Raw genomic sequence first — 11,413 nt, 5'->3', positions numbered from 1 at the left:
CCGCCCCCACACCGCTGTCCGGGGGTTGTCCGGGGCCTGGCCTAGGCTCGGGACGTGACCGACGGACTCTTCATCGCCTTCGAGGGGGGAGACGGGGCGGGGAAGTCCACCCAGGTGGCCCTGCTCCGCGACGCGTTCGAGGCTGCCGGCCGCACCGTGCTGGTCACGCGCCAGCCCGGGGGCACGCCGCTGGGTCGCGAGATCCGCGACCTCGTCCTGCACGGCGACCACGTCTCGCCGCGGGCCGAGGCGCTGCTCTTCGCCGCCGACAAGGCGCACCACGTCGAGCAGGTGATCGCCCCCGCGCTCGCGGCGGGCGACGTCGTCCTCACCGACCGCTACACCGACTCCTCCGTGGCCTACCAGGGCGCCGGGCGCGACCTCGGCGCGCAGGAGATCCACGACCTCAACATGTGGGCGGTCGACGACCTCGTCCCCGACCTCACGGTCGTCGTCGACGTCTCCGCGCAGGAGGGTCGCCGCCGCCGCGGCGAGGTGCACGACCGGCTCGAGTCCGAGCAGGACGACTTCCACGAGGCGATCCGGGCCCACTACCTCGCCATGGCGCAGGGCAACCCCCAGCGCTACCTCGTCGTCGACGGCACGCTCCCGCCGCAGGACGTCCACGCGGCCGTCGTGCAGCGCCTGCGCTCGATGGGGGTCCTGCCATGACGGTGTGGCGCGACGTCATCGGGCAGGAGGCCGCGATCGAGACCCTCCAGCGCGCGGTGGACTCGCCCGCGGCGATGACGCACGCGTGGCTCTTCACCGGGCCGCCAGGCTCGGGGCGGTCCAACGCCGCGCGCGCGTTCGCCGCTGCCCTGCAGTGCCGCCAGGGCGGCTGCGGGGAGTGCCGCGAGTGCCGCACCGCCCTCGACGGCACCCACGCCGACGTCGACGTCGTGGCGACCGAAGGGCTGTCGATCAAGGTCTCCTACGTCCGCGAGCTCGTCCAGCTCGCCCAGCTGCGGCCGTCGGTCGGGGCGTGGCGGATCATCATCATCGAGGACGCCGACCGGCTCACCGCGTTCACCGACGCGCCGGCGAACGCCCTGCTCAAGGCGCTCGAGGAGCCCACCCCGCGCACCGTGTGGCTGCTGTGCGCCCCCTCCGTCGAGGACGTCATCATCACGATCCGCTCCCGCTCGCGGCACGTCCGGCTGCGCACGCCCCCGGTCGAGGCGGTGGCCGAGCTGCTGCACCGTCGCGACGGCGTCGAGATGCCGATGGCCCTGTATGCCGCGCGCGCGGCCCAGTGCCACGTCGGACTCGCGCGGCGGCTGGCGCGTGACGAGGGCGCCCGCATCCGCCGCCGGGACGTCGTCTCGCTGGCGGGCAGGATCCACGGCGTCGGTGACGCGATCGGGGCTGCCGAGGACCTCAAGTCGATCGCCGACGAGGAGACGGCGGCGGCGACGACCGAGCGCGACGCCGCCGAGCGCCAGCGGCTGATGGAGGTGCTGGGCGCCGACCCGGCCGCTCGCACCCAGCCGCCGCACATCCGCAGCCAGCTCGCCGGCCTCGAGCGCGAGCAGAAGGCCCGCGCCACCCGGCACTCCCGCGACGTGCTCGACCGCTCGCTCGTCGACCTACTGTCGGTCTACCGCGACGCCATGGTGCTGCACTCGGGTGCGAGCATCGGCCTGGTCAACCAGGACAACCTGCCCGCGGTGCAGGCGCTCGCCCGCTCGATGTCCTCCGAGCAGCTGCTGCAGGCCATGGACGCGATCGGCACCGCCCGCGAGCGGATCGGCCTCAACGTCGCGCCGCTGCTGGCCCTCGAGGCGATGGCGATCGCGCTGCGCGTTCCGCGCTGACGGCGGGGCCTGTGTAGCGTCACCACCATGACGGTGCGGCGACTCGCGCTCGTCGCCGGCCTCGTGGCGCTGGCGACCGGCCTCTCAGGATGCTCGGTGCTCGAGGGGGACCCCAACTCCGCCCCCGAGCCGAGCATCACCATCTCGCGCACACCGCCGCCGGGGTCGGAGGCGCTGGCGAGGTTCTACGCGCAGACGCTGAGCTGGCAGGGCTGCGGCACCGGGCAGTGCGCGGAGCTCACCGTGCCGCTCGACTACGCCAAGCCCGACGGCGAGACGATCAAGCTCAGCGTGCTGCGGATGCGCGCCACCAGGCCCCAGGAGCGGCTCGGGTCGCTCGTGGTGAACCCGGGCGGGCCAGGCGGCTCCGGCGTGGACTACGCCCGGGCGGCCGACTTCATCGTGGGCAAGCCGGTGCGGCAGCGGTTCGACGTCGTGGGCTTCGACCCCCGCGGCGTGCAGCGCTCCGACCCGGTCCAGTGCCTCCCCGAGGCGCAGATGGACACCTTCCTCGGCCAGGACCCGACGCCCGACAACGCCACCGAGGAGCGCGCGTACATGGCGTCGGGGGCCGAGTTCGGCAAGGCCTGCGTGGCCAACACCGGCCCGCTCGCCGCGCACGTCTCCACCGTCGACGCGGCCAAGGACATGGACATCCTGCGGTCGGCCCTGGGCGACGCCAAGCTCAACTACCTCGGCAAGTCCTACGGCACCTTCCTCGGTGCCACGTATGCCGGCCTGTTCCCGAAGCTCGTCGGCCGGTTCGTCCTCGACGGCGTCGTGCCCCCGGACGCGACCCCCGAGGAGCTCGCGCTCGGCCAGGCGGAGGGCTTCGAGCGGGCGACCCGCGCGTGGGCCGGGTCGTGCGTCGAGGAGGGCGACTGCCCACTGGGTTCGTCGGTCGACGGCGTCATGGCCTCGCTGCGGGACCTGCTCAAGAAGCTCGACGCCCAGCCGGTCCCGGTGCGCGGCGATGCCCGGGTCACCGAGCTCACCGAGGGCTGGGCGGCGACCGGCGTGGCCCAGGCGATGTACGACCAGGGCCAGTGGTCGACCCTGACCGACGCGCTCGGCAAGGCGCAGTCGGGCGACGGGACGGCGCTGATGGACCTCGCCGACGCCTACGCGACCCGCGACAAGGACGGCCGGTACACGACCAACCTGCTCGAGGCGTACTACGCCGTCACCTGCCTCGACGACCCCGACTCGCCCGACCCGGCGACGTACGAGGCGCGGGCGAGGTCGTTCGTGCAGAAGGCGCCGACCTGGGGCGCGTTCATGGCCTGGGGAAGCGCGCCCTGCGGGGAGTGGCCGGTGAAGTCCGATGCCAAGCCGCACAAGATCTCGGCGGAGGGCAGCGGACCGATCGTGGTCATCGGCACGACCCGCGACCCGGCGACGCCGTACGAGGGGTCGGTGCGCCTGCGCGACCAGCTGGCCAACGGCCGGCTCATCTCCTTCGACGGTGACGGGCACACGGCATACGGGCGCTCGAACAGCTGTGTGGACAACGCCGTCAACGACTACTACACCTCCGGGAAGGTGCCGGCCGACAACACGAAGTGCTGAGCTCTCCCGACCTGGCGGGGGGCCTGTCACGCTGCCGCAGCGGCCTCCGGAGGCACCGCGGGAGGTGATCCGGAGCCGGTTCGGAAAATGCCGGGACGATCCGTATACTCGACCTCCGTGCCCGATGGGCGCCTGCCGCCTTAGCTCAGTCGGCCAGAGCGATTCACTCGTAATGAATAGGTCAAGGGTTCGATTCCCTTAGGCGGCTCCACCAGACGCCCCCCGGTCCGCCGGGGGGCGTTTCGGCTGGTAAGGCCCTGTTGTGCCGACTTCCGGATGCCGAACAGCAGGGCCAAGAAGACGGTCTGGGAAAGGGCGCTGAGCCAGCGCGTGGCCGCATTTTGGCCGTACAGCGATTCGCTGGGGACGCTCAGGCCGGTCACCGGAGACCTCCGATCCGATCCAGGGCCGCGGCGACGCTGTCGAGCTCGTCGTCGTAGAGGTGGGCGTAGATCCGGGCCGTGGTAGTGATCGACTCGTGGCCCATCGCCTTCTGGATCCAACGCATGTCTGCGCCCGCCGCACGAGCAAGGCTCCCGAAGGTCCGCCGAAGGTCGTGCGGCGTGATGTCCAGCCCAAGGCCCTTGACTGCATCATCGAAGCCGGACCTGGTTCGCCAATTCCGGTTCCTAAGGTAGCCACCTCCTGGAGCTGGGAACACCAAAGCGGCGCGCTCTTTCCCGTTCACACGGGGAGCCAGCCGGGTGATCAAGAGGGTGGGAATGCCGATGTAGCGATTGGACGCGGCGCTCTTGGGGGCAGCGACGTCGACCTTGCCGCCTACCTCGGTCGCCCGTTCCACCACGTGCACCCGCTTCCTCTCGAGGTCTACGTCGGCAACCCGCAGCGCCGCGAGCTCCGACCAGCGCAGTCCGAGGTAGGCCATCGCCAGTACGAGATCCCCGTCCCTGCCGAGGTGGTCGGCGAGCGTCTGCACCTCGAGGGCGTTTAGGAACCTCTCACGGGCCGGTGGACGCCGGGGCAGCCGCACCCCGCGAGCCACGTTCGCCGAGACACGACGTTCCCGCATGGCGTGGTCGAGGACGAGGCACAGCACCCGGTGTGCGTAACGGACCAGGTCAGGGCCGGCCTCCCGACCGAACGAGGTCACCCACTCAGCGACATCCGCGTGCTCGATCTTCGCCACCGGCCAGGCGCCAAACCTCCTCTCGACGTGCCGCCACGCATTGCGATAGCTCGCCCTGGTCGTTGCCCGGAGATGACCCATCCCGATCCGCTCATAGTCGCGCCAGACGTCGCTCAGGGTCGTCCGCCCGCGGCGCGGATCCACCCAGTCGCCTCGGTTGCGTTCCGTGCGGACCTTCGCCTCGTAGGACTCCGCGTCGCGCCGCAGTCGAAAGGACTTGGATCGCTCCCGGCCGTCCGGCCCGTAATAGCGCACGCGCCAACTGACGCGGCCCGAAGGCAGCTCTCGTCGCTCGATCATGCGGCACCGTTCTTCCGCTGCTCGAGCCAGGCGGCGACCAGGGCAGCGTCGAACCGTCGATGCTTGCCGACCTTGAACGATGGCGGGCCCTCGCCCTGCACGGCCCAGTGGTGGACGGTGGACAGCGGGACGCACAAGATGTTCGCAACGTCCTCCACCGTGAGTAGGCGAGGGAAGACCTGGCCCTGCTCTACTTCCATTGCTCAGCTCCTCTGCTTCGGTCGGTTCCTGCGCTGCTCTGCCCTCCACTGGTCGTACTCCCGCGCCCTGGCCGCGGCCGCTCTTGCGAGGGCAGCGTCTCCGGGCGTCTCCCAACCTCTTCCGGCGAACCGCCAGTCGCCAATCACGAGGGTTGTCTCGTCCTCCTCGTCGGCCATGAGAAGCGCGTCCATCGCAGAGAGGTCTAGCGGTTGCCCGGCTTCCTGTGCGTGAGCCAATAGCCGCTGCGCCCTCTGCCGGGCCCGCCGAAGAGCGCCGAGAGTCACGGAGTAGCGGCGGGACTTCGTGGCGAAGTGACCACGGAAACCGAGCATGTGCACCCAGTGCGACATGAGCTCGTAGGGAGCGGATTCGTCCTGGTTTCCGTCGTGCTCGATAGCGTCGGCGACCGCGCCAGCCACGGCCTTTATCCGCTTCAAGTGGGCGTTGCTGCCGCCGTCCGCGCTGGCGGTTGCCGACTTGGTCGAGTACTTGGCCAGGTAGCCGGCGACCTGCTCGGGCTTGAGGGAGCTGGAGGGGTCGTCGAGGCGTCGGGCCGCAGTGACGGCACGAGCGTCCACCTGCCGACCGAACTGGAGCTGCCGCTCTTGGGTCTCGTCGAGTACGGGCGGTGCAGTGAAACGCACTGCGGCTGCCGCGGCGACAACAAGGTTGGCCAGCAGGCTGTCGCTTACCGAAGCGGGCGCCTCGCTGAAGCCGTCGTCCGTTCGCGGACCGTCACAGCGGATGAGGGCGTGGAAGTGCACGACACCGCGCAGCTGGAACTCCGCGACCTTGGCGTACTGGACGGTCGCCACCTCGTTGAGGTCGCGAGGTGCAACTCCGAGGTGTCGGGCCACCGCTCGACGCAGTGCGATGGTGAACCTGCGCCACAGCTCAGGAGCCCACCACTGCCACACCACCTGGGAGCGGTAGTCGTAGCACTCCCAACACAGTGGCTGCCCAAGCTCGGGATCCACATCCGAGTGGCGCTTGAAGCAGCCGGTGCTCCGTCCATGGGGGCACCGCGGTGCCTTCGAGCGCGGATGGCACCGCCCCGTAGCCGACGCGGCGCTGTGAACGGCCCCGAAGGAGGGCGCAGTAAGGGTCGTGAAAACGAGGGGATTGTCCAGGACGTGGGCCGGCACTCCTTTGCCCCCGACGACACCTGAACGCAGGAGGTGGAACATGTCGGCCGCGTAGAGACGGGAGCACGAGGGACAGACGTCCGCGCGACGGTTTCCGCATCGCAGATGGAGGACTCCCAATGGTTCCGAGTCGGTGCTGTAGCTGCGGATGGGCTGTCCCGTCGCGACGTCGAACGTGGTGCTGGTCCCTCTCACCCTGATTGGCCCCGTGCAGTGACCCACACGGGAGGCGGCCGCCGCCCAGTCGTCGAAGCGCCGCGAGGTGAGCCTGCGCAGGACCTGTCGTTCTTCGGTGTCGGACAGGCCGTCGAGGTCGAGGCCGACCGCATCCCCGTGCCCCCAGAATGAGACGACAGGGCCAGCGACGGGTGCGTGCATCACGCGACCTCGTGGGCCTGAGGAGCTAGGGCCTCATCCAGGATGGCCGTGAGATTCGAGCCGTCCGCTAGACGGTTCAGAAGCACTCTGCGCTGTGCGGAGGTGACACCACCCCAGACTCCGAACTCTTCGGCATACACGAGGGCCGCGGCCAGGCATGCGCGCCGGACGGGACACTGCGCGCAGATGCTCACGGCACGCCTCGTCAATGGGCTGTTGGCGTCGGCGAACCACAGCCACTCGCCGGCTCCTGTGCACGAGGCCCGGGGTTGCCAGCGTGGACTGTCGAGCTCCCGAACCGATGGGCCACGCCCGTGGTCGATCCAAGGCATCGGCCTGCCATAACCCACGTCTGGATTTGATCGGGGAGTGCGGCTCATGAGGCCTCGCCTTCCTGTGCTGGAGCGAGTGCGGCCGCTACTGGACGCGCACCTCTTGCGACCAATTTCGGAATCTCTTCGTCCGAGACGTACGACGCTCGAACGCGGCGTAGGGCGCGTGTGCCCTCAACGCGCACGTACCCCACACCCGGGGTCAGCTCGCTGATCCGGTCGGCCCGCGCCCCCAAGTCGGCGGCGCCATCGCCCAGGACCATGTCGACTTGGATGGGGTTGTCCAAGCGCAAGGCGATCCGGGTGGGAAACAGGTCGCGCCAAACCACGACGTCCTTGCCGGGATCCTGCACCGCAGCGACCACCGTCAGCCCACATGCGCGCCCCTGCGTCAGCAGGAGCCCAAGGGCCTGCTCGATTCGCCGCACCACGCTTCGTTCGGCGAACGCCGTGAGGGTTGCCAGCTCGTCGACCACCAGGACGATGTGCGGAGAGCTGGGACTGGCAACGTGAGCCCGCCTTCCGACTGAGGCAAGTGACCTTGCCCGTTCGTCCTTGACCCGGACGAGATCCTCCAGCATGAGGCACATGGCCTCGCTGGTGCCGTCCTCGAACCGTGTGAACAGTCGTCCTGCTGGCCGCAGCTCCATGCCGCCCTTCGGGTCGATGGCCCAGATCTCCACGCTGGCCTCCCTGGTCGCTTCACAGAGTGCGTGGAAGATGGACCAGAGCACAGAGCCTTTGCCCGAGCCAGTGGCACCTGCCACGAGCACATGGGTCCCTGCCAATCGAAGGCGCCACTCCTTACCGTCCTCGTGGCGACCCAGGGGGAGTGCCGTGAGGTCGACCGGTGCTGCGTGAGGAAGTGGATCAATGACCGGCGCCAAGGCGTCGCGCCTGTGGAGCTCCAGCCAGATTCGACCGGGGCGGGCTTCGACAACCCGCACTTCTCGACAGTGCAAGGCATGAGAGATCGCATCAGTTCTGTCCGCCACGAGCCCGGGCGTAATGCCTGCTGGCAGTCGCAGCAGGATGCGGTGAACGCCAGACGGTGTGACGCGAGTCCTCACGACGGAGGGTGCTCGATCACCTGAGCGGTCGCGTCGAGTCATGTCATGGTCATGCGCAACCAGCCCAACCCGAGACGCCACCCGGGGCCAACGCATCCGGTACCAGGGACTCAGCAGGAGCTGGATCATCCTCGGCCTGCAGCACCCGTTGAACGAGCCGGGGAGAGCCACCCTCCACAGGGCGACTGCGCCAGCGAGGCCAACTGCGACGCCGAGCACGGCGTGGTGGCCGAACCGAAGACCGACCAAGGCGAAGCCCCCGCACACGGCCGTGAGCACCGGATGCCGGAAAGCCGACACCACGATGCCCACGGTGGCTACGGCGGCCGCCCAGACCAGTCGCATTGCGGCTTCCACCGTGATCGACACGGGGTCGTCGCTGTCGAACATGGCCTCGTCGGGTTGCCGTCGCACGTTAGAACCTCACTCGCGAAGCGTCGACGCTTGCCTCGCCCAGCAGGATGGACGCCTGCGCAATGTGCCGCTCTGCCTTCATCAGGTGGCCGTCCAGCTCCCGGTCGGGGCACTCATGGAGCTGCTCCCGGATCCGGACCTCGCGTGCGTAGAGGTCTTCCTGCTCCTGCCAGAGGCCGCGGAGTCGTCGGTGCAGTTCCTCTGGGCTGGTCTCCAAGGCAGTCGCCCAGTCGATGACGCGGCCGGATCGCATGTCAGTGCTCCCGGCGGACGTCGGAGAGTGCGTCGGTGAGCCGATCACCCGCGGCGCCCAGAGCTCGGCTTGCCGAGCTGATCGACGCGAGCATCGCCTCGTCCGGTACCTCTGCCATGCCGACTCGCAGCTTGGTCAGCTCTGCGTGGAGCTCCTCTACCTGACGAACTCGGGAGGCCAAGGCCCACGGCAGCTCGCGCTCACCGACGCCGAGGGCCTCTGCCCACGCCACGATGTCGAAGGGGCGCATGTCACGCCGCCTTGCCCTGACCGCCGATTGACGCCGGCTTCGCGGACTGCATGGAGTCCGCACGGAAGGACCAGGCGACTCTCGAGAAGGTTTGTGTGACCTGCTCGACGTAGGGGAGCGCGCTGAGGCCGACGAAGGTCACCGGTGTGAACGGCGTGCCGGAGTCGTTGGACGGCGGGACCGGCTGGACCTTCGCGGCGAGCTTGATCGTGACCGTGCGTTGGGCCTTGCTGGCGTCAGGGTCGGCGTCGAGGACCTCGACCTGCCAGAGGGGGAGGCCGCTGTCCTTGTCGACCTGCTGCACCTTGTTGTCCTGGGTGGACCGTTCGAAGTCGCCCACCGGGGTGACGGGTGAAACGAGGTAGGCCCCATGCGGGAACACCTCATCGTGGGAGATCTTGAATCGCTTGGCGATGGCCATGGTGCTGTCCTTTCCGGATTCCATTACGCCTTCTGGCGCGACTCCATAGGACCGTCATCCACAGTTACGGCGTCACCGCCCTGCGGGACACTTCAGGACGTCATAAAGTGGGCGAACCGTCCCAAAAGGGGGAGCGATGGGATCGAACGAGCGACTTCGTGCCGCGATCGTCCAAGCCGGCCTGACGAGCGAGTCCTTGGGCGTGGATCTGGGGGTGGACCCGAAGACCATCGATCGGTGGGTGGGCACCGGCCGCATTCCCCACCGACGTTCACGCCAAGCCACTGCAGCCCGCTTGGGCAAGGACGAGCACTACCTGTGGCCTGACGCCCTCAGCGAGGCGCGAGTCGAGGCCGCCAGCACCGCGGAAGTCGTTGCTGTCCATCCGAATCGGGGCAGTGTGCCACCGGGGACGTGGGAGTCGCTGCTTGGCGACGCCACGGAGTGCATCGACATCCTGGCTTTCGCGGCAACCTTCCTGCACGACACGATCGCGGACTTCGACGAGCTGGTCGCCACCAGAGCGAAGGCCGGCACACGCGTCCGGCTCCTCTTCGGAGATCCGGGATCGGCCGCAGTCAAGCTCCGAGGGGTGGAGGAGGGCCTCGGCGATGGTTTGAGTGCGCGCTGCCGCATCACCTGGATGTACATGAAGCCGCTGCTGGGCGTGCCTGGCATCGAGGCCCGAGCACACGACAGCACCCTGTACAGCTCCATCTTCCGGTTCGACGACGAACTCTTCGCGAACCATCACGCGTTCGGAGCGCCTGCTAACCATTCGCCGGTAGTCCACCTCCACCGCATTGCCGGCGGTCGTATGTTCGACCACCAGATGAAGGCCTTCGAACGGGTGTGGGAGTCTGCTGAAGCGGTCACTGAGGACTGGGTCGCCTAGGCTCGCAGACGTGGCTCGTACCGACTACATCGACGACCCGGACGCACCCAAGGCCAACAGCGTGGTGCCTTCCGTTGTGGCGATCGTCCAAGACGACGCCGGGCGGGTCCTCATGATCCACAAGACTGACAACAACCTCTGGGCGCTGCCGGGCGGCGGTCACGAGATCGGGGAGTCCGTATCAGACACCGTCGTACGAGAGGTCAAGGAGGAGACCGGCTACGACGTCGAGGTCGTCGGCATTACCGGCACATACACGAATCCGCGGCACGTCATGGCCTACGACGACGGCGAGGTACGTCAGCAGTTCTCCATCGCCTTTCGAGCGAGGTTGGTCGGTGGTGAGGCGACCCCTAGCACCGAGAGCCGCGAGGTCCGGTGGATCGCGCCGAAGGACCTGGAGAATTTGGACATCCATCCCTCAATGCGCATGCGGATCCGGCACGGCCTAAGCGGCCGCGAAGCCCCATTCATCGGGTGATCCCGTGGCGAGAGCTGCCCGAGTTGCGCACGCAAGCAGGTACTCCCTAGATCTAGTTACAGCCCTGTGAACCGGGTCAGAGGTGGAGTACCGATCCAGGATTTCCGCGATGCGCGCTTTGGGATGCACGCGGGCGCCCTCTGGCGAGACTGACAGGTCGGCCAGGATCAATGCATCTAGCTCGGCTTGGTCGGGCCGTCGGAAGCGATGCAACTCCCCCAGGAGCGACCGCTCTTGGGCCTCGAACTCAGCGCCCGTGTGGAAAGCCACAAGGCCAACGATGTTTTCGGAGAATCCTTCTCTCGCTAGGAAGGAGGCGCCATCAAGCGGATGGAAGCCTGTCTGACTCACCGTGGGGCCGTACCCGATGTCATGCAGCCAGGCGGCATCCACGACGTCGCGACCCCAACCTGCGAGAGTTGTGATGCGCTCCGCCACCGCTGCAACCCCGCGGACATGCGACCATCGCGGCTCCTGTTGGGCCAGCAGGCCTTCGGCAGTGTGCATGGCCGACACCTCTCGCATGCCCCCAGCGTACAAATCGGGCACAGGGCCTGCCTGGTAGTCCCCATGCCCGGCTAGTCCCCATGCCCGGCTCGGAGACACCTCGGAGAGCAAGGCGCAGCAAGTGCATCCTCCTGACGAGGGATGGTTTCGCCCTCAGGAACTAGTTCCGCGCCTCGTCGCGTTGGAAGTTGTGGGCGTGTCTTGCCACAAACTCGGCCGTACGTCGGAGGGCT

Annotated in this window: 14 protein-coding genes and 1 tRNA gene; 6 read left to right on the top strand and 9 right to left on the bottom strand. The window is 68.5% G+C overall.

The window, feature by feature from the left end; all coding sequences use genetic code 11:
• Positions 1-54: 54 nt before the first annotated feature.
• The 4 genes from tmk (at position 55) to ACFUC1_RS12460 (ending at position 3,597) form a co-directional block, all read left to right on the top strand.
• The gene (gene tmk / locus ACFUC1_RS12475; RefSeq protein WP_379120145.1) at positions 55-672 is read left to right on the top strand and encodes a dTMP kinase; all 618 of its coding nucleotides are present in this window, start codon (positions 55-57) and stop codon (positions 670-672) included.
• Entirely contained in the window at positions 669-1,817 is a 1,149-nt protein-coding gene (locus tag ACFUC1_RS12470; protein ID WP_379120144.1) for a DNA polymerase III subunit delta', read from the top strand. Before tmk ends, ACFUC1_RS12470 begins: the two co-directional genes overlap by 4 nt.
• Positions 1,818-1,844: 27 nt before the next feature.
• Entirely contained in the window at positions 1,845-3,386 is a 1,542-nt protein-coding gene (locus ACFUC1_RS12465) for an alpha/beta hydrolase (protein ID WP_379120142.1), read from the top strand.
• Between the two features lie 134 nt (positions 3,387-3,520).
• A tRNA-Thr gene (locus ACFUC1_RS12460) sits at positions 3,521-3,597 on the top strand.
• Positions 3,598-3,765: 168 nt separating this feature from the next.
• On the opposite strand, the gene ACFUC1_RS12455 is transcribed toward ACFUC1_RS12460, so the two are convergent.
• The 8 genes from ACFUC1_RS12455 to ACFUC1_RS12420 all read right to left on the bottom strand — a co-directional run bounded on the left by ACFUC1_RS12455 (position 3,766) and on the right by ACFUC1_RS12420 (position 9,321).
• Positions 3,766-4,833 (bottom strand): tyrosine-type recombinase/integrase, encoded by a 1,068-nt coding sequence (locus ACFUC1_RS12455; protein ID WP_379120140.1) that lies wholly within the window; start codon positions 4,831-4,833, stop codon positions 3,766-3,768.
• Positions 4,830-5,033, bottom strand: a complete 204-nt coding sequence (locus tag ACFUC1_RS12450; RefSeq protein ID WP_379120138.1) for a helix-turn-helix transcriptional regulator — start codon at positions 5,031-5,033, stop codon at positions 4,830-4,832. The genes ACFUC1_RS12455 and ACFUC1_RS12450 overlap by 4 nt, the downstream gene beginning before the upstream one ends.
• 3 nt (positions 5,034-5,036) lie before the next feature.
• Positions 5,037-6,557, bottom strand: a complete 1,521-nt coding sequence (locus ACFUC1_RS12445) for a replication initiator (RefSeq protein ID WP_379120149.1) — start codon at positions 6,555-6,557, stop codon at positions 5,037-5,039.
• Positions 6,557-6,889 (bottom strand): WhiB family transcriptional regulator, encoded by a 333-nt coding sequence (locus ACFUC1_RS12440; RefSeq protein ID WP_379120136.1) that lies wholly within the window; start codon positions 6,887-6,889, stop codon positions 6,557-6,559. The genes ACFUC1_RS12445 and ACFUC1_RS12440 overlap by 1 nt, the downstream gene beginning before the upstream one ends.
• Before the next feature lie 44 nt (positions 6,890-6,933).
• Complete coding sequence (locus ACFUC1_RS12435; protein WP_379120147.1) at positions 6,934-8,001, bottom strand: FtsK/SpoIIIE domain-containing protein; 1,068 nt, start codon at positions 7,999-8,001, stop codon at positions 6,934-6,936.
• 373 nt (positions 8,002-8,374) lie between these two features.
• Positions 8,375-8,626 carry a hypothetical protein gene (locus ACFUC1_RS12430; protein ID WP_379120134.1) on the bottom strand — a complete coding sequence of 84 codons (252 nt, stop codon included), beginning with the start codon at positions 8,624-8,626 and terminating at the stop codon, positions 8,375-8,377.
• A gap of 1 nt (position 8,627) precedes the next feature.
• Positions 8,628-8,876 (bottom strand): hypothetical protein, encoded by a 249-nt coding sequence (locus tag ACFUC1_RS12425; RefSeq protein WP_379120132.1) that lies wholly within the window; start codon positions 8,874-8,876, stop codon positions 8,628-8,630.
• A 1-nt stretch (position 8,877) separates the two neighbouring features.
• Positions 8,878-9,321, bottom strand: a complete 444-nt coding sequence (locus tag ACFUC1_RS12420) for a plasmid replication, integration and excision activator (RefSeq protein ID WP_379120131.1) — start codon at positions 9,319-9,321, stop codon at positions 8,878-8,880.
• Positions 9,322-9,433: 112 nt separating this feature from the next.
• Between ACFUC1_RS12420 and ACFUC1_RS12415 the strand changes: the two genes are divergently transcribed.
• Together ACFUC1_RS12415 and ACFUC1_RS12410 are read left to right on the top strand one after the other, a co-directional pair.
• The gene (locus ACFUC1_RS12415) at positions 9,434-10,192 is read left to right on the top strand and encodes an XRE family transcriptional regulator (RefSeq protein ID WP_379120129.1); all 759 of its coding nucleotides are present in this window, start codon (positions 9,434-9,436) and stop codon (positions 10,190-10,192) included.
• A 10-nt stretch (positions 10,193-10,202) separates the two neighbouring features.
• Complete coding sequence (locus ACFUC1_RS12410; protein WP_379120127.1) at positions 10,203-10,673, top strand: NUDIX hydrolase; 471 nt, start codon at positions 10,203-10,205, stop codon at positions 10,671-10,673.
• Here ACFUC1_RS12410 and ACFUC1_RS12405 read toward each other — a convergent pair.
• Positions 10,641-11,198: an HD domain-containing protein gene (locus tag ACFUC1_RS12405; protein WP_379120125.1), complete on the bottom strand. Its 558-nt coding sequence runs from the start codon at positions 11,196-11,198 to the stop codon at positions 10,641-10,643. The two genes, ACFUC1_RS12410 and ACFUC1_RS12405, sit on opposite strands and share 33 nt — an antisense overlap.
• Positions 11,199-11,413 lie beyond the last annotated feature (215 nt).

The organism is Pedococcus sp. NPDC057267 (genome assembly GCF_042668795.1).
GTDB lineage: Bacteria > Actinomycetota > Actinomycetes > Actinomycetales > Dermatophilaceae > Pedococcus.
This window is presented reverse-complemented; position numbering and strand designations above follow the sequence as displayed.

What these genes read in the sequence shown, in the direction of transcription:
- ACFUC1_RS12470 (WP_379120144.1), top strand. Translation starts at nt 669, where the DNA reads ATGACGGTGTGGCGCGACGTCATCGGGCAGGAGGCCGCGATCGAGACC.
- ACFUC1_RS12465 (WP_379120142.1), top strand. Translation starts at nt 1,845, where the DNA reads ATGACGGTGCGGCGACTCGCGCTCGTCGCCGGCCTCGTGGCGCTGGCG.
- ACFUC1_RS12455 (WP_379120140.1), bottom strand. Translation starts at nt 4,833, where the DNA reads ATGATCGAGCGACGAGAGCTGCCTTCGGGCCGCGTCAGTTGGCGCGTG.
- ACFUC1_RS12450 (WP_379120138.1), bottom strand. Translation starts at nt 5,033, where the DNA reads ATGGAAGTAGAGCAGGGCCAGGTCTTCCCTCGCCTACTCACGGTGGAG.
- ACFUC1_RS12445 (WP_379120149.1), bottom strand. Translation starts at nt 6,557, where the DNA reads ATGCACGCACCCGTCGCTGGCCCTGTCGTCTCATTCTGGGGGCACGGG.
- ACFUC1_RS12440 (WP_379120136.1), bottom strand. Translation starts at nt 6,889, where the DNA reads ATGCCTTGGATCGACCACGGGCGTGGCCCATCGGTTCGGGAGCTCGAC.
- ACFUC1_RS12435 (WP_379120147.1), bottom strand. Translation starts at nt 8,001, where the DNA reads ATGACTCGACGCGACCGCTCAGGTGATCGAGCACCCTCCGTCGTGAGG.
- ACFUC1_RS12430 (WP_379120134.1), bottom strand. Translation starts at nt 8,626, where the DNA reads ATGCGATCCGGCCGCGTCATCGACTGGGCGACTGCCTTGGAGACCAGC.
- ACFUC1_RS12425 (WP_379120132.1), bottom strand. Translation starts at nt 8,876, where the DNA reads ATGCGCCCCTTCGACATCGTGGCGTGGGCAGAGGCCCTCGGCGTCGGT.
- ACFUC1_RS12420 (WP_379120131.1), bottom strand. Translation starts at nt 9,321, where the DNA reads ATGGAATCCGGAAAGGACAGCACCATGGCCATCGCCAAGCGATTCAAG.
- ACFUC1_RS12415 (WP_379120129.1), top strand. Translation starts at nt 9,434, where the DNA reads ATGGGATCGAACGAGCGACTTCGTGCCGCGATCGTCCAAGCCGGCCTG.
- ACFUC1_RS12405 (WP_379120125.1), bottom strand. Translation starts at nt 11,198, where the DNA reads ATGCGAGAGGTGTCGGCCATGCACACTGCCGAAGGCCTGCTGGCCCAA.